11 protein-coding genes are annotated in these 17,777 nt (G+C 36.2%); all 11 read left to right on the top strand.

What is annotated here, in order from left to right:
* Window positions 1-305: 305 nt before the first annotated feature.
* The 11 genes from EM308_RS08880 (at window position 306) to EM308_RS08830 (ending at window position 17,690) form a co-directional block, all read left to right on the top strand.
* Window positions 306-2,609 (top strand): type IA DNA topoisomerase, encoded by a 2,304-nt coding sequence (locus EM308_RS08880; protein WP_035639024.1) that lies wholly within the window; start codon window positions 306-308, stop codon window positions 2,607-2,609.
* 172 nt (window positions 2,610-2,781) lie between these two features.
* Window positions 2,782-3,273 carry a DUF6265 family protein gene (locus tag EM308_RS08875; protein ID WP_035639026.1) on the top strand — a complete coding sequence of 164 codons (492 nt, stop codon included), beginning with the start codon at window positions 2,782-2,784 and terminating at the stop codon, window positions 3,271-3,273.
* Between the two features lie 159 nt (window positions 3,274-3,432).
* Window positions 3,433-5,799 carry a TonB-dependent receptor gene (locus EM308_RS08870; protein ID WP_035639029.1) on the top strand — a complete coding sequence of 789 codons (2,367 nt, stop codon included), beginning with the start codon at window positions 3,433-3,435 and terminating at the stop codon, window positions 5,797-5,799.
* Between the two features lie 53 nt (window positions 5,800-5,852).
* Window positions 5,853-6,986, top strand: coding sequence for a PepSY-associated TM helix domain-containing protein (locus EM308_RS08865; protein WP_035639031.1), 1,134 nt, complete (start codon window positions 5,853-5,855; stop codon window positions 6,984-6,986).
* 456 nt (window positions 6,987-7,442) lie between these two features.
* On the top strand, window positions 7,443-8,969 hold the full coding sequence (locus tag EM308_RS08860; protein ID WP_035639237.1) for an ankyrin repeat domain-containing protein: 1,527 nt from the start codon (window positions 7,443-7,445) through the stop codon (window positions 8,967-8,969).
* A gap of 228 nt (window positions 8,970-9,197) precedes the next feature.
* Complete coding sequence (locus EM308_RS08855; protein ID WP_035639234.1) at window positions 9,198-9,680, top strand: DUF2271 domain-containing protein; 483 nt, start codon at window positions 9,198-9,200, stop codon at window positions 9,678-9,680.
* A 110-nt stretch (window positions 9,681-9,790) separates the two neighbouring features.
* Window positions 9,791-11,974, top strand: coding sequence for a PepSY domain-containing protein (locus EM308_RS08850; RefSeq protein ID WP_035639231.1), 2,184 nt, complete (start codon window positions 9,791-9,793; stop codon window positions 11,972-11,974).
* Between the two features lie 219 nt (window positions 11,975-12,193).
* A complete protein-coding gene (locus tag EM308_RS08845; RefSeq protein ID WP_035639228.1) occupies window positions 12,194-13,198 on the top strand; it encodes an FAD:protein FMN transferase in 1,005 nt (334 codons plus the stop codon).
* Window positions 13,199-13,641: 443 nt separating this feature from the next.
* Window positions 13,642-15,924 (top strand): TonB-dependent siderophore receptor, encoded by a 2,283-nt coding sequence (locus EM308_RS08840; protein ID WP_035639226.1) that lies wholly within the window; start codon window positions 13,642-13,644, stop codon window positions 15,922-15,924.
* 315 nt (window positions 15,925-16,239) lie between these two features.
* Window positions 16,240-17,091 carry an NAD(P)-dependent oxidoreductase gene (locus tag EM308_RS08835; protein WP_035639223.1) on the top strand — a complete coding sequence of 284 codons (852 nt, stop codon included), beginning with the start codon at window positions 16,240-16,242 and terminating at the stop codon, window positions 17,089-17,091.
* Between the two features lie 173 nt (window positions 17,092-17,264).
* Window positions 17,265-17,690, top strand: coding sequence for an HIT family protein (locus tag EM308_RS08830; protein ID WP_035639220.1), 426 nt, complete (start codon window positions 17,265-17,267; stop codon window positions 17,688-17,690).
* Window positions 17,691-17,777 lie beyond the last annotated feature (87 nt).

Below are 17,777 nucleotides of genomic sequence, written 5' to 3'. Positions count from 1 at the left end.
ATATAAGACAAAAGCTGCAAGTGAATTTCTTGCAGCTTTTTGTCTTTAATATAAAAACAGGTTTTTATCCCCCTAACTAGTGCGCAATGTCATTAAGTTAAGGATTTCTTGCTAATTTATTTCTGAATATAACTCTCGCAAAGACGCTGAGGCGCAAAGAAAATAGTCTAAAACTTTGCGACTTTGCGACTCTGCGAAAAAAAACAAGGCTTAACTTAATGACATTGCTCTCTCCTTAGCGCAAAACAAAATTTCAATACCAATTTGAAAATCCCTAATTTCGCCTTCAAATTAGAAGTCAAAAAATGAAGGTCTGTATTGCCGAGAAACCAAGTGTAGCACGAGAAATCGCATCCGTTTTGGGTGCCAATACCAAGCACGACGGTTATTTTGAAGGCAATGGCTATCAAGTCACCTACACTTTTGGGCATTTATGCACCTTAAAGGAGCCCAACGATTACAAGCCTCACTGGAAAGGCTGGGATTTGAACAACCTCCCGATGCTCCCCGAAAAATTTGAAACCAAAGTAGTTGATAATTCGGGTATCCAAAAACAGTTTAAAATCGTAAAAAGTTTATTTGACAAAGCCGAATTAGTAATAAACTGCGGGGATGCTGGGCAGGAAGGAGAACTCATTCAGCGCTGGGTGATGAATGAAGCGCAGTACAAAGGCGAAGTAAAACGCTTGTGGATTTCGTCCCTAACCACCGAAGCCATCAAAGAGGGTTTTGAAAATCTAAAACCATCAACCAATTACGATAATTTATATTACGCTGGTTTTTCAAGAGCTATTGGCGACTGGTTACTCGGGATGAATGCCACCCGTTTGTACACCGTAAAGCATGGCGGTTACAAGCAAGTATTATCCATCGGACGAGTGCAAACGCCAACATTGGCAATGGTTGTGGACCGTTTTAAGGAAATCGAGAATTTCAAACCGCAACCGTATTGGGAGTTGCAGACTTTATACAGAGAAACGCTTTTTAGTTATGAAGAAGGTCGTTTTTTGAAAAAAGAAGATGGAGAAATTTTGGCCAATAAAGTCAAAGAAAGCGAGTTCGAAATTGTTTCTGTCGAAAAAAAGAACGGAAACGAATACGCTCCAAAACTTTTTGATTTAACAGGACTGCAAGTCTATTGCAATCAAAAATTTGGCTTTTCGGCAGATGAAACGCTGAAAATTGCGCAAACATTATACGAACAAAAAGCAATCACTTACCCTAGAGTTGACACGACTTTTTTACCAAATGACATTTATCCGAAAGTGCCTGGAATTCTGCAAAAATTAACCAATTATGCCGAGTTGACACAACCTCTTTTGGAGAAAAAAATAAAAAAATCACCCAAGGTTTTCAACGACAAAAAAGTAACCGATCACCACGCGATTATTCCAACCGGCGTGGAAATTAATTTACAATACAATCAGCAACAGGTGTATGATATTATTGTAAAAAGATTTATTGCCGTGTTTTATGATGATTGTTTGGTTGCCAACACGACTGTAATAGGAAAAGCGGCTGATGTCACTTTTAAAGCCACGGGAAAAGAAATCCTAAAAAAAGGATTTCGAGTTGTTTTTGAAGACCCAAACGCCAAAGAAAAAGAAGCGGATATATTGCCAAGTTTTATTGTGGGTGAAAAAGGACCGCATGAACCTTCTTTCCTTCAAAAAGAAACAAAACCGCCCAATCAATTTACAGAGGCAACATTGTTACGTGCCATGGAAACCGCCGGAAAACAGGTTGACGATGAAGATTTACGTGAATTGATGAAAGAGAACGGCATCGGGCGTCCGTCAACGCGGGCAAATATTATCGAAACGCTTTTTAAACGCCAATATATTATTCGGAACAAAAAACAGGTATTGCCTACACCAACGGGAATTCAGTTGATTGATACCATTCAGAATGAATTGATTAAGTCAGCTGAACTTACTGGAACTTGGGAAAAGCAATTGAAAGACATTGAAAAAGGGGAATTTACCGCTGGATCATTTATCAATAACATGAAACGCATGGTCGAAGCTTTGGTCTATGAAGTTCGAAGCGAAACCAGACGTGCCAATATATCGCATGCGCAAAGCATCCAAAAACAGGAAATCGCGGTTGAGAAAAAAAAGGCTGATGGAATTTTGGCAGAAATCTGTCCGAAATGCCAAAAAGGAAATTTCATAAAAGGAAAATCTGCTTACGGATGCAGCGAATATAAATCAGGCTGCGATTTTGTATTGCCTTATGTTTTTGCAGAGAAAAAAATATCGGAAAATCAATATTTACGATTGCTTCAAAAAGGCTCAACTGTAAACATAAAAGGCTTTAAAAATGATTCTGGAACCATTGAAGGTTTAATTCGTTTTGAGGAAAATTACAAGTTGAAATTGGAACCAAAGAAAACAGAACCAAAAACCTCATCAACAACATCGGAAACATTAACTTGTCCAAAATGCAAAAAAGGAACCGTGCTGAAAGGAAAAACGGCGTATGGTTGCGGCGATTACAAATTGGGTTGCGATTTTAAAGTAACTTTTGATGAAGTTCGGGCAAAACTGAAAGACCAAAAACCAACAAAAGAATTGGTTTACTCGATTTTACAAAAAAGCTTTTTATAAATTTAACCGCAAAGTTCACAAAGAAAGCGCAAGGAACGCAAAGCTTTGCGAACTTTGCGTAATTCTTCGTGACCTTTGCGGTTAACTATCCGTTATACTTCGTCTCTGTAACTCATGGCTAACATTTTTTTTCATAATTTAGCGTCTCAATACAAAACCAAACACTCAAAATATGTTTCAAAAAACAACCCTTATACTGCTTTTGTTAGTCATTATTTCCTGTAAAAAGAATCCTGAAGCAACCGAAAAAGACCAAATAAAAAAAGCCAATTGGTTATTGGGTAAATGGGAAACTAAAACTGATGATGGTGTTCTTTCTGAGAGTTGGAAACAACTTAACGACAGTACTTTTCAAGGAGAATCTTTTTTTATTAAAGAAAAAGACACGCTGCATTTTGAAACCATGACGTTGCAACAAAAAGGAGAAGAACTATTCTACAATGCAACCGTAAAAGGACAAAACGATGATAAAACAGTTCCTTTTAAAATGACTATTATTACAGAAAAACAATTGATTTTTGAAAACCCAAAACATGATTATCCACAAAAAATAACTTACTCACTAATTAAAAAAGACAGTCTTGTGGCTTCCATTTCGGGAATACAATTGGGGAAACCAAGTTCCGAAAGCTTCGGAATGAAAAAGGAGGAGCAAACAAAATAATTACAAATTCATAAAACATTATCAATAAACTGGTAATGTTTTTTTTTGCCTCAAAACCAACATCAATCAAAATTATTATTTATAATTAATCTTAATTAATTTCATTGATAAAAAATTAGTCAATAAATTTGCAACCTAAATTAATTGATTCTAAAATAAATGAAAAATATATTCCCTTTCTTTATTGCTTTTCTGTTTTCGGTAATATCTGTATTCGGACAGGGAAATGCAAGCATAAAAGGAGGAACTATAAAAGGAATCATCCAAACCAGCGACAATAAACCTGCAGAAGGAGTGTCTCTTTCGATAAAAGGAACAAATAAAAACACAATATCCGGGAACAATGGTATTTATGAAATTAAAAATATCCCAGCCGGAACACACATATTGATTGTTACCTTAGTAGGCTATAAAGACATTAATAAAGAAATAATAATTACATCAAAAGGAATTACCATCCAAGATTTAAAACTCGACTTGGTGAATCAAGAGCTGAATCAAGTTGTAATTTTGAGTAACAAAAGTACTTTTAAAACCAATAGAATTTCCTCTTCGCTGCGATTGCAAGGTCCTATAATCGAAATTCCACAAAACATACAAGTGATTACCGGAAAGTTGATGCAGAATCAGCAAATTTTTGATATGCTCGAAGGAGTTTCCCGCAATGTAAGTGGCGCAACAAGAGTAGAACACTGGGATAATTATGCCCGAATTACCATGAGAGGAAGTCAGGTTTCGGCTTTCAGAAATGGAATGAACATGAGTACAACTTGGGGGCCATTGACGGAAGATATGAGCATGGTAGAACGTATTGAATTTGTAAAGGGCCCAGCAGGTTTTATGCTTGCAACCGGAAATCCAAGTGGTTTTTATAATGTGGTGACCAAAAAACCAAGCGGAAGGAACAAAGCCGAAGCGAGTTTTACCTACGGAAGCGATAATTTATTCAGAGGCACTTTTGACCTCGACGGTAAACTAACCAAAGATGGAAAACTCTTGTACCGCCTGAATGTTATGGGACAAAAAAGAGACAGTTATAGAGATTTTGATTTCAATGACCGTTATTCATTTGCCCCAGTATTAAAATATTTGCCCACAGACAATACTTCAATCACACTCGAATATACCCAACAATTCTCAAAGGTAAATGCCATTGGAGCCAACTATCTTTTTATGAAAAATGGCTATGAAGAATTACCAAGAAGCAACACCACATCAGAACCCAACTTAGACCCAACCGATATGCTCGAAAGAAGTCTTTTGGGAATTATCGAACATAAATTCGATGATAATTGGCGCGTTACTTTTCAGGGTGATTATATGAATTACCAACAAGAAGGAATCAAATTATGGCCTAATGGTTTTGACCCAAACAACGATGCTATCCTCAAAAGAGCGGGAAGCAATTGGGATATTTTAGGAAAAACCTATATCGCCCAATCATTTGTAAATGGTAATTTCAAAACTGGTGCTGTCTCCCACAAACTTTTGGGAGGTATAGATATAAGCGAAAAAACCTATTATCACGACTGGAATCAATATTTTACCATGCCTGATTTGGACGTTTACAATCCGGTGCATGGAACATTGCCCTCCTCTCCTACTTTTGACAGAAGTAAGGATATAAAAGAGCGCGGCGTAAAATACAAAAACAATTATACGGCGAGTTATATTCAGGACGAAATAGGATTTTTGGACGATAGACTTCGCTTAACTTTAGCAGGAAGATATACCTTGCTGAAAGCAACAGATGCTTATTCGGGCGGAACATCCAATGATAAATTCACGCCTCGCATTGGCTTAAGTTATTCATTAAACAGCGACAACTCTTTCTATTTTGTACGCGATGAATCTTTTACCGAAAATTATGGAACCGATTGGCAGGGAAAAAGCTTCAATCCGCAAACGGGAACCAATCTGGAGTTGGGATATAAAAAAGATTGGTTCAACGGAAAATGGAATTCGGTATTGGCTGCCTACCAAATTACGATGAACAATGTTCTTACCATTGACCCCGACCATTCGAATGGATCAATGCAATACAACAAAGAAGGCGGTCAGCATAAAATTAAAGGAATCGAAGTTGATGTAAGAGGAGAAATTCTTAAAAACTTTGACGTTATTGCCAACTATGCTTTTACTGAAGGAAGAGTAACTGAAGATACAGACCCAACAATGGTTGGAAACCAAATTCCGGGCTCAACCAAACACATTCAAAGCACATGGTTGAATTACACTTTTGATAATGGTTTCTTCAACGGATTTGGTGCTTCGTTAGGCTATCAATACCAAGTAAAAAGAGCTCCTTGGTTTATTTCTCCAAATAATACCGGTTCTCTTCCAGATTATTTCCGTCTCGATGGAGGGCTTTCATATCAATTCAAAAAAGTGTCTATCAACCTTATTGTGAACAATATTTTGAACCAATACTTATACTCTGGCGGATATGACAGCTATGGTGACATGTATTATCTGCAGGCCGAAGCCGGTACAAACGCAAGAATAAATATTACCTACAAATTTTAATACTTTATACCCAACAAGACTTCCCATTAAGCACGAAGTTGAATTCATTTATAATGAAAAACAATAATTTCAAAAAAGCAATCGGTAAAATACATTTATGGCTCGGGTTATCCTCGGGCATCATTGTATTTATAATTGCCATCACCGGTTGTTTATATGCTTTTCAGGAAGAAATACAAAACTATACCGAAGAATATCGATTTGTAGAAAAGCAAAATAAAGCTTTTCTCCTGCCCTCGCAATTGGAACAAATTGCAAGAAAAGAACTTCCCGGAAAAGTGCTTCATTCTATCAAATACAATGGAAGAGAAAAATCGGCAGAAGCCATTTTTTTTCATTACGAACCTACTTATTATTATATCATTTATCTGAATCCTTATACGGGCAAAAAATTGAAAACCATCAATATGGATGAAGGTTTTTTCAGTTTCATTCTCGACGGGCACTTCTATCTTTGGTTACCAGAAAAAATTGGACAAACTGTTTGCGCAACAGCCACATTAATTTTCCTAATTCTCATTATTTCAGGATTATTTCTTTGGTTTCCAAGAAATAAAAATGCTGTAAAACAACGCTTTTGGTTCCGATGGAAAGACACAACAAAATGGAAACGCAAAAACTATGATTTGCACAACATCACCGGATTTTACGTTTTATTGATTGCACTTGTTTTTGCCATTACCGGTTTGGTTTGGGGGTTTCAATGGTTTGCCAATTCTTATTACAAGTCTCTTGGAGGTAAAAAATCGTTAATCTACCAAGATGCAGTTTCAACAAAAAAAAGTACTACTATAGCCAAACCATTAGATAAAGTTTGGCAAATGATGCAAAAAGAATACCCAACTGCAAAATCCATCGAAGTGCATCCTCCGGAAAACGACAGCACGGCCATAGCTGCCAATATCAATCCCGAAGTTGGAACGTTTTATAAAATAGATTATCGCTATTTTGACCAGTACACATTGAAAGAAATACAAGTGAATCACATTTTCGACAAATATGCAGATGCCAACGTTGCCGATAAATTAATACGAATGAATTATGACATTCACACCGGAGCGGTTTTTGGTCTGGCAGGAAAAATATTTGCCTTTTTAATCAGTTTACTTATTGCTACGCTTCCTATTTCTGGTTTTTATATTTGGTGGGGAAGGAACAAAAAGAAAAAAGAAAAAACAGCCGCTTAATTTTTTTAAAAAAATCAAAACTGATCTTGTAGATGTCTCATTTTTTTCAAAAAAAATAATATGAAAGAAATTCAAGCAGTGGGCTGATTCTGAAATATCACGTAATACTTATCCACAATATTGTCATTCCGTAGGAATCTCCGCAAGTGGCTCCACAATAAGAATCTTTAACTTTATGGAATAGCATTTGAGATTCCTACGGAATGACAATATTGTGGATTATTGGAATGTTGAAAAAACTTCATCGGTAGACTTTTATAAAAAAAACTTACATAAAGGCATAAAATCCTCACTTTAAACCTTTTCATTTTTTAACAGTCCAATATCACAAAAAACTGGAATTTTATAAAATGAAACACTTTAAAAGGTAATATTAATTTTTATATTTGCACTATTTTTATTTAATCTAAATAATGCATTGCAAAAATAAATATCCCTCCTATTAATAAAACTTTTATGAAAAAAAATCTTTTTTTCCCCCTCGCTTTCATTGCTACTTTGTTTGTCAGTGCACAGCAAAAAAACACGCTTTTGGAACAGTCTTTCTGGAAAACTAATCCTGATGTAGCATCGGTTCAAGCAGAAATCGCAAAAGGCAACAACCCATCAGAATCCAATGACAAGGCTTTTGACCCAGTTGTTCTCGCCATAAATAATGACGCTCCAAATGCTACTATAAAATACTTACTGGAACAACCTGGAAACAGCGTTAACAAACCAACACACGATAACCGAATTTACCTTCATTGGGCTGCTACTAAAGGTAATGTAGAAATCATAGAATATTTAATTGCTAAAGGCTCAAACATTAATCTTGAAGACAGCCACAGCAGTTTCCCAATCACTTCTGCAGCCAGCAGCGGTCAAAAAAACACAGCAATCTATGATGCTTTTTTCAAAGCAGGAATTGACCCAAAGAAAAAATACCAAGATGGTGCAAACCTATTGCTTTTGGCCATAGCCTACGACAAAGACCTTACGCTTACCAATTATTTTATTTCAAAAGGAATGTCCCTTAAAGATGTTGATTCCGATGGAAATACTGCTTTCAATTATGCGGCAAGAACTGGAAATATTTCTTTGTTAAAAAACCTTTTGGAAAAAGGAGTAAAATACAATGATAACGCACTTCTTTTTGCTGCACAAGGTTCCCGTAGAGATGCCAACACACTTGAAACCTACAAATACCTGGTTGAAGATTTAAAAATAAAACCAACGGCCACTAACAAAGAAGGACAAAACGTATTTCATTCATTGGTAACCAAAGCCAAGCAAACCGAGATTATCAACTACTTTATTTCCAAAGGAGCAGATAGCAACAAAGCAGATATTGACGGTAACACACCATTAATGATTGCCGCTTCAAACAGAGAAAACATTGAAGCTTTGAGTCAATTGTTGCCTCTCACCAAAAACATAAATGCTCAAAACAAAAAAGGAGAATCGGCGCTGACAAAAGCAATTCAATCCGGGACTGTTGAAGCAGCAACTCTTTTGACAGAAAAAGGAGCCGATGTAAAAGTGCTTGACAAAGACGGGAATAATTTAGGTTTTTACTTAATCGATTCTTACCGCCCGCAAATGCAAGGAATGGGAGGAGGACGTCCTACCGAAGGCGGCAATTCACCAAGACAAGATGCTTTTGCTACCAAAATAAAACTATTGCAAGACAAAGGATTGGACTTGGCTGCTCCGCAAAAAGACGGAAGCACACTTTACCATTTTGCTGTTGCCAAAAATGATTTAGCTTTGCTAAAGAAAATTGCCAATTTAAACATCGATATTAATGCCAAAAATAAGAATGGTTTGACCGCTTTGCACAAAGCCGCGATGATTTCAAAAGACGACACAATCTTAAAATACCTTCTTTCGCTTGGCGCAAAAAAAGAAATCAAAACCGATTTTGACGAAAGTCCATACGCCTTGGCAAAAGAAAACGAAACATTAAGCAAAAACAAAATATCATTGGAGTTTTTGAAGTAATTAATCGTTAGCTAAAAATTCTAATCCTGTAATAAAAAAATGAGACACATAGAAACATAGATTAAAAACTGATGAAAAAGACTGAATAGAAATAGTACTATTTTCCGCATAGACAACTATGTGAAAAGTGAAACGATTATCTAGTTCTTTTCAAAACTATAAATTCTATGTTTCTATGTATTAAAAAAAACTATCAACTCGATAACACCCATAATTCATAATTCAAAAATGAAATCAACACTAAAAATAGCCTTAACCGGAACATTAATCTTATTATTATCATTCCAAGCCTCAGCTCAAACTAGCAAATACAAATGCATGTTGCAAATGTCCAACTATGCTGGCGAAGGTGCTTACATTGTTGTGTCGCTTATCAACCCAAAAGGGGATTACGACAAAACCCTCTATGTAATGGGCGATGATAAAAAATGGTACAAAACACTTAAACAATGGCATAAATTTTATTCCAAAAGACCAACCGACATCAGTGCCACAACCGGAGCTTCGGTAACTGGCGGCGATCGTAGTGTGACAACTTTGGAAATTGAAGATGCTAAAATCAACAAAGGATATAAATTACGTTTTGAAACTGCTGTTGAAGACAACAAATATTATACAAACGATATTGAAATTCCGCTTACAACAGAAGGAATCGCAGATAAAACAGAAGGCAAAGGATACATTCGCTATGTGAGATTGAGTAGAATCTAATTTTTTCATCTGCGTTAGTCTGCAAAAATCTGCGAGAAAAAATAATCACACTGACTTTCGCTGACTTACGCAGATTTTATTTTTAATAATTACCAAAACACATTATATCAATGACTCTTTCTTTTTGGCGTTATTCACATTTGGCCTTGGCGGTGGTTTCTTCTTTGTTTTTACTATTGGCATCCGTAACGGGAACCATTCTTGCGGTAGATGCTATCCAGGAGAAATTACCTCCTTACAAAGTGGAAAATTTCGACAAAATAACGCTGGAAGAAACTTTGCCAATACTCAAAAAAACATACCCCGAAATAACCGAGTTGGGCGTTGACCACAACCAATTTGTAACGCTAAAAGCCATTGATAAAGAAGACAATGATATCAATTCCTATATCGACCCAAGAACCGGAAAAATACTAGGTGAACCCATCAAAAAAAGCGAATTTATTCAATGGATTACAGGACTTCACCGTTCTTTATTTCTTCACGAAGCTGGACGTTTTTTCGTTGGATTAATCTCTTTTATTTTAGGACTAATTTCCATTTCGGGATTTGTGCTTCTTCTCAAACGACAAAAAGGGCTTAGCAACTTTTTCTCAAAAATCGTCAAAGACTATTTTGCACAATATTATCATGTGATTTTGGGTCGATTCGCTCTAATTCCGATATTGATTATTGCCGTAACAGGAACTTATTTGACACTCGAAAAATTCAATTTTTTTATACCAAAAAAAGATTCGGAACAAAAAATAGAAACTCCAATTTCCAAAAAAGAGTCAAATTCTTCCGTATTCAAAAACACTTTTCTTTCCGATGCTGAAAAAATTGAATTCCCGTTTTCAGACGATCCAGAAGACTATTACATCATAACGCTAAAAGACCGCGAAATCGAAGTCAATCAAATCACAGGAGCTGTGGTAAGCGAAAAACGTTTCCCTACAACCACCCTTTTGTCCAGTTTGAGCCTTGATTTACACACCGGAAGAAGCAACTACATTTGGGCTTTTATTTTAGGATTAGCAAGTTTGAATATTTTGTTTTTTATCTATTCGGGTTTTGCGATGACTTTGAAAAGGAGATCGAGCCGAATCAAAAACAAATTCAAAGCTGGCGAAAGTAAATTCATTTTGCTTGTCGGTTCCGAAAACGGAAGTACACTTCGATTTGCCAATGCCATTTATAAGCAATTACTCGCTCACGGTGAAAAAGTTTTCCTTACCGAAATGAATAATTATTCCGCTTACGCAAAAGCGGAACACCTCATCGTTTTCACCTCAACCCACGGATTGGGAGACCCTCCTTCGAATGCAAGTAAATTCATTTCGCTCATTAACAAAACCGAACAAAATCAAAAAATCAACATTTCGGTAGTTGGATTTGGTTCAAAAGCCTATCCTGATTTCTGTGGCTTTGCCCAAGAAGTCGATACTTTATTGGCCAATCAAAATTGGTCAGAACGCCTTTTGGAATTACAAACCATAAACGACAAATCGGCCGAAGAATTTGTCAATTGGATAAAATTATGGAGTGCCAAAACAGGAATTTCTCTCTCTGCAACTCCATCTTTATACAATCACACACCCAAAGGTTTGCAAAAACTGATGGTGTTAAACAAAACTGAAACCTCCGAAAACGAACATACTTTTATACTCACGCTTCATGCCAATTCGAGAACTAAATTCGAATCCGGCGACTTATTGGCGATTTATCCGGCAAACGACACGCGGGAACGCCTCTACTCCATCGGAAATCACAATGGCAACATACAATTGGTTGTAAAACTGCATCCTTCCGGTCTTGGCTCTGGATTTTTACACAATCTTGAACCGGGCGAGATCATAAAAGCACGAATCATTAAAAACGTAACATTTCATCTTCCAAAAAACACTTCAAATGTGGCCTTAATTTCAAACGGAACCGGAATTGCACCTTTTCTTGGAATGATTGAACAAAACAGGAAAAAGACAGCGATCCATTTATATTCCGGTTTTAGACAGGAAACCGAAACTGTTTTGGAACACAAAAAATTTGCCAATGAAATGATCGAAAAACAACAACTCCAAAGTTTTTATTTGGCTTTGTCCCGCGAAAAAAACCATGATTACGTGATGGATTTAATACGAAAAGATGCCGATTTCTTCACGGATTTACTGACTCACGGAGGCATTGTTATGATTTGCGGCTCGCTCTCGATGCAACGGGACGTAGAACATGTATTTGATGAAATTCTTAGCCAAACTTCTTTGAATATTTTGGATTATAAAACCAAAGGACAGGTGCTGACGGATTGTTATTAACCTAAATACAATTTCTTGTTACATATATTTACCGCCACGAACGCAAAGATTTTCATTGCTTTATAAATATTTCCCAAGGGTCGCAAAGCTTTGTGTTCTTTGCGATTATATCTTTGCGCTCCTTGCGGTTAAATTTGTGATGCCAAAAAAAGTAAAATTGCAACAATCAATTTAGAATCTACTTAGCAGAAAAATAGTATTCAAAACATAAATTACACGATGAAGCCAAAATATAGATTTTTTCCACTTTTGATATTAATAATTTGTGGTTTTTCAGGCAACAGTCAAGTCTTAAGAAAAAGAACCACCCTGCTTATGGGCGGGCGTTTTGATATAACAATTGTAGCACAAGATTCTCTTACAGCAGAAAAAAACATAAACGAAGTAATCGCCGAAATCACAAGAATTGAATACCTTATCTCTGATTGGAAACCCAACACACAAATATACGAAGTAAATAGAAACGCCGGAATACAGCCGGTAAAAGTAGACAAGGAAGTTTTTGAACTCACCAAAAGAGCTCTTCATTTTTCGGAAATTACCAAGGGAGGCTTTGATATCAGTTTTGCAGCTATGGACAGAATCTGGAAGTTTGACGGATCCATGACCGAAATGCCTTCGGCGGAAGCCATAAAAAAATCGGTTGAAAAAGTGGGTTACAAAAACATCGTTTTGGACAGCTTAAACTCGACCATTTTCTTAAAACTAAAAGGAATGAAAATTGGTTTTGGCGCTTTGGGTGAAGGTTACGCAACGGACAAATGCAGAGAAATGATGCTCGCCAAGGGAATCAATGCCGGAATTGTAAACGGCTCAGGCGATATGAGTACCTGGGGAAAACAACCCAACGGAAAGCCTTGGAAAATTGGCATTACAAATCCTTTTCATCCCCAAAAACTTTTAACCACGGTTCCATTAGAAAAAGGTGCGGTCACAACTTCTGGGAGCTACGAAAAATTTGTTGTTTTTGATGGCAAACGCTATTCGCACATCATCAATCCGGCAACAGGTTATCCTGCAACGGGATTGTGCAGCGTTACTGTTTTTGGTCCAAATGCCGAAACTGCCAACGGACTCAGTACTTCTTTAATGGTTTTAGGACAAAAAGCAGGACTTGAATTACTCAACCAATTTCCTGATTATAGTTGTCTAATGATTACTGATAGCGGAAAAATAGTAAAATCCAAAAACTACAAATTGAAGAAAAAAAGTGTTAGAGATTAAGTTCGATTCTTTCTGTTTCCCTCTTTGGAATGATTATTTAGAACGCACAATCCCTCTCTTTAGCCCCGATTACTTCACTATTTTTTTATTTTCATAGGAGTTCAGTGAACTTTCGTTTGCAGTGGAAATCCTTTTCTTTTTTCTTTAAAAAAGAAAAGATTGCAACGAAACGAGCGGGACCAATGATTACTGAAAAAGCCTAATCTTTCTGCTCCAAAAATTAATAATTGAACTTAGGTTAAAAGTCATTAATACAAACCAAAACATCTCTAAAAAGAGTTGTCAGCTTCAATAAACAGCTTTTACACAAAATCAAAATACTGAAATACAATTAGTTAAATATTTACAAAAATATTATTAATATTTATTCTAAATAAACTTTGTCATTCCATAGTTTGAACTTATATTTGCATCGTTATTTTTAATTATTCCAAATAAACGATATGAAATATATTTTATTCCCCCTAATTTTTGTTGCATTCTGCCTTAATACCCAAGCACAAGATATTGCAAGTAACTCAAACGACTCAAAAGCCGATAATCTATATTATTTTTCATCAGACACTATAAAATCAACAAACGATACTGTCAAAAAAAGAAAAGGACAAGAACTAAAAGAAGTAATCGTAAACGGGAATAAACATCAAAAACCTGTATCGGCTTTACGTTCTGGACTAAAACCGATGGATACTCCGCAAAGTGTTCAGATAATTGATGGTGAAGTTATAGAACAACAACAAGCCATTCGCTTAAGCGAAGTCGTAAAAAATGCAAATGGTGTTTACGTAAGTTCAGCTCGTGGTGGAGCTCAGGAATCTTTTTACTCAAGAGGATATGATATGTCTGCCAACAACATGTTCAAAAATGGTTTCCGCTATAATGCAGGTTCCATTCCAGATGTTGCCGGTTTAGAGAAAGTAGAATTCTTAAAAGGTGGAGCGGCATTACTATACGGAAACGTGGCCCCGGGCGGAATTTTGAATTTGGTTACCAAAACTCCTTCTTTCAAAAGTGGAGGAGAAATTTCGATGCAAATGGGAAGCTATGCTTTCTATAAACCTTCATTTGATTTTTATGGCCCGTTAAATAAATCTATTGCTTACAGAATCAATGGTTCTTATGAAAACTCTGAAAGTTTCAGAGATGTTGTAAAAAATGAGCGTATCTACTTTAACCCTTCGGTTCTTTTTAACATAAGCGATAAAACCCAAATTACGGTACAAGGAGATTACCTGGATGCCGATTGGACTCCGGATTTTGGAACAGGAGCTATTACAACAACAACTTCATCCACAATTGTAGATGTACCTCGCAACAATTTCTATGGTGCGCTTTGGTCAAATGGAAACACAAAATCAGCAAGTGCTTCAGCTTTGGTAAACCATGATTTTAACAAAAACTGGAAACTGAATTTCAACAGCTCTTTTCAGACTTATGACAGGGCTTCAAAATCAACCGCTCAATTAGCAACGGTACTTCCTAATGGTGACTGGACAAGACCATTAGTAGAAAATAAAAACCTGGAACAAATTTTGGGCGACCAATTAAGCCTACAGGGAACTTTTAACACTGGAAGTGTAAAACACCAAATATTTACAGGAGCAGATTGGGAAAATTCATTTGCGACAGCATATACTTATGTGTTTACTCCTGCAAATTATGACACAATTAATCTTTACACTTTTGATCCTTCAAAACAAAGAAATGATGAGCCAAATTCAAGAAATACTCAAATAGCAAAAACAGAAACCAACCGTTTTGGGGTTTATTTCCAGGATTTGATTTCGGTTACTGAACAAATTAAAGTTTTGGCGGGTATTCGTTGGTCTTGGCAAGAAGCCGAAGTTACTACTTACAAAGAAGTTTATGATGCAAAAAAAGCAATTCAAACTACAGCTCCAGAAAATGCCGTTCCTACAGTTGGTGCCAAAAAACTGGACAATGCTTTTTCTCCAAAAATCGGATTGGTTTACCAACCAACAAAAGACATGTCAATTTTTGGAAGTTACTCTAGCTCATTTACACCAAACACCGGAACTACACCGGATTTAAAACCAATTGCCCCATCGATAATCGACCAATATGAAGCCGGTATCAAGAAAGATTTCTGGAAAGGACTTTTGACAACAAACGTAACCGTTTATCAAATTACCAATAGTAACTTGGCTCAAATGGCAGAATTCAAAGCTGATGGTTCTCTTAACTCGGATACAAACATAAAAACTCTGAATGGTGGAACCAAAAGTAAAGGTATTGAGGTTGACGTTACATCACGTCCAATCGAAGGTTTAAGCATTATTGCCGGATACAGCTACAACGATATGCGTTATACCCATACATCTGGATTAAACGGAAGTAATATAGAAGGCGATCGTTTGGTAAGAACACCACAACATACAGCCAATTTGAGCTTTTTCTACAATGTATCATCAGGACTTTTGAAAGGAGCATCTTTTGGAGCAATAGGAAACTATATTGGTGATCGTCTTGGGGGTTGGAATGATCAATATGACAACACCAAACCTGACGGAATCTGGCACAGAGAAATCCCTATCGACGGATATACAACTATTGATGTTTCGGCTGGTTATACTTGGAAAAAAATATCAATCTTATGTAAACTTTCAAACATAACAAATGAATTGAATTATACGGTACACGAAAATTACAGCGTAAACCCAATTGCTCCTCGTCAAGTAATGACCAGTATAAAATACCAATTCTAAAAGATTTTTTTAGTTTTAGTTTTTGATTTAATTACCCCCAAATCTACAAACCTCGTTTAGAAATAGACGAGGTTTTTTTTTATAAAATAGATTGGATTTTGCCACAGATTAAAAAGATTTACACAGATTTCTTTAATAATTTGTTTGTAAAATCTGTGATAATCTTTTTAATCTGTGGCTAATTTTCTCCTTTGTCAATATTGATAAAGCGCCAAATTTCTTAATTTGCAAAACCTGCGTGCCTCATAATTTTCGTAAATTTACATTTCAGATTCCATCGTAAACCGGAATCGTAATCATTAAAACAAAAAAACAATGAGTACAGAGAAAATAGGATGGATTGGCCTTGGAAATATGGGCATCCCGATGGTGAAAAACCTTCTCAAAGCCAATTATGAAGTAACCGTTTTCAACAGAACAAAAGAAAAAGAACAGGAATTAATCAATCTTGGTGCAAAATCGGGCGCAAATCCGCAGGAATTAATTCAGAATTGTGACGTCGTATTTACAATGTTAACCAATGATGATGCAGTAAAAGAGGTTTTCCTAAGCGAAACAGGTCTGTTATCCAAACCCGAAACCGGAAAACTCATCATAAATATGAGTACGATTTCACCTGAAACGTCAAAGTTCTTGGCTGAAATATCCAACAAACATCAAATTGAATTTCTAGATGCTCCCGTATCAGGAAGTGTAAAACCCGCTCAGGATGGCGCACTTATTATTCTTGTAGGCGGTAGCACAAAAAATTACGAAAGAGCCAGACCTTTGCTTGATATATTGGGAAAATTGTCACTTCTCTTGGGAGAAATAGGCGTTGGAAGTTCAGCAAAATTAGCTATCAACTACTTTCTGGCATTAAACATACAGGGATTGGCCGAGACCGTTTTATTTGCCGAAAAAAATGGAGTGAGCCGCGAAAATATGCTTACCATTGTCAACGAGGGAGCTTGTGGAAATGGGATAACCAATATAAAAACACCGTCCCTTTTATCCAACCAATATCCAGCTGCATTTCCGTTGAAACTTTTACATAAAGACCTAAATCTTGCCAAAGAAGAAGGCTTAAACACGCCATTATTTCACCCGCTATTTGAAAGCTTTAAACAGGCAAAAGACAATGGCTTGGGGGAGGAAGATGTAATGGCAATCATCAAAAGTCTTTAATTGAAGAAAAAACTTTTTGAACCAGAATCAATATTTTCAGAAGGTTTTGTCACTTTTCTCGAGTTCCCTTTCTATACGAAAAACCTAATTAGTGTAAATATTACATCTTTTAACTTAAGCCAAAGCTTATTTTTATTAGCTTTGGATTCATCAAAAAATTAAAAAAAAATAATATGGCTAGTCCCGTTTCAGAATGTCTATATTGTCAAAATAATGACACTTTACACAATTTAATGATCAAAATTTGTGATTTGGAAGTATCACAATTATTCCTTTTCAAAGAGCAATCCTACTCAGGCCGTTGCAATGTTGTCTACAAAGATCACGCCGTTGAGCTTTATGAATTGAGCGAAGAACAACGAAACGCCTTCTTCCGTGATGTGGCCAAAGTTGGTAAAGCAATCGCTGCCGCTTTTAACCCAACCAAAATTAACTACGGAGCCTACAGCGACACTCTTTCTCATTTACATATGCACATCGCTCCAAAATACAAAGACGGATATGGTTTTGGAAGTGTTTTTGAAATGAATCCACAAAAAACGTATTTATCCGATGCCGAATATGCAGCGGTAATCGAAAAAATAAAATCGAATTTGTAACAAAAGTGATTAGTAATTGGTAAGTAGTGATTAGCCATCACTATAGATGCTTTCCCATTCGCTACAATACATTAAAAAATCCCAATC

The organism is Flavobacterium gilvum (assembly GCF_001761465.1).
GTDB lineage: Bacteria > Bacteroidota > Bacteroidia > Flavobacteriales > Flavobacteriaceae > Flavobacterium > Flavobacterium gilvum.
The sequence above is the reverse complement of the archived record's forward strand: the minus strand, read 5'-3'. Positions and strand labels throughout refer to the sequence as shown.

Excerpts from the sequence above, each read along its gene's own strand:
- EM308_RS08875 (WP_035639026.1), top strand. The coding sequence starts at position 2,782 with ATGTTTCAAAAAACAACCCTTATACTGCTTTTGTTAGTCATTATTTCC.
- EM308_RS08830 (WP_035639220.1), top strand. The coding sequence starts at position 17,265 with ATGGCTAGTCCCGTTTCAGAATGTCTATATTGTCAAAATAATGACACT.
- EM308_RS08845 (WP_035639228.1), top strand. The coding sequence starts at position 12,194 with ATGAAGCCAAAATATAGATTTTTTCCACTTTTGATATTAATAATTTGT.
- EM308_RS08850 (WP_035639231.1), top strand. The coding sequence starts at position 9,791 with ATGACTCTTTCTTTTTGGCGTTATTCACATTTGGCCTTGGCGGTGGTT.
- EM308_RS08840 (WP_035639226.1), top strand. The coding sequence starts at position 13,642 with ATGAAATATATTTTATTCCCCCTAATTTTTGTTGCATTCTGCCTTAAT.
- EM308_RS08860 (WP_035639237.1), top strand. The coding sequence starts at position 7,443 with ATGAAAAAAAATCTTTTTTTCCCCCTCGCTTTCATTGCTACTTTGTTT.
- EM308_RS08880 (WP_035639024.1), top strand. The coding sequence starts at position 306 with ATGAAGGTCTGTATTGCCGAGAAACCAAGTGTAGCACGAGAAATCGCA.
- EM308_RS08865 (WP_035639031.1), top strand. The coding sequence starts at position 5,853 with ATGAAAAACAATAATTTCAAAAAAGCAATCGGTAAAATACATTTATGG.
- EM308_RS08870 (WP_035639029.1), top strand. The coding sequence starts at position 3,433 with ATGAAAAATATATTCCCTTTCTTTATTGCTTTTCTGTTTTCGGTAATA.
- EM308_RS08835 (WP_035639223.1), top strand. The coding sequence starts at position 16,240 with ATGAGTACAGAGAAAATAGGATGGATTGGCCTTGGAAATATGGGCATC.
- EM308_RS08855 (WP_035639234.1), top strand. The coding sequence starts at position 9,198 with ATGAAATCAACACTAAAAATAGCCTTAACCGGAACATTAATCTTATTA.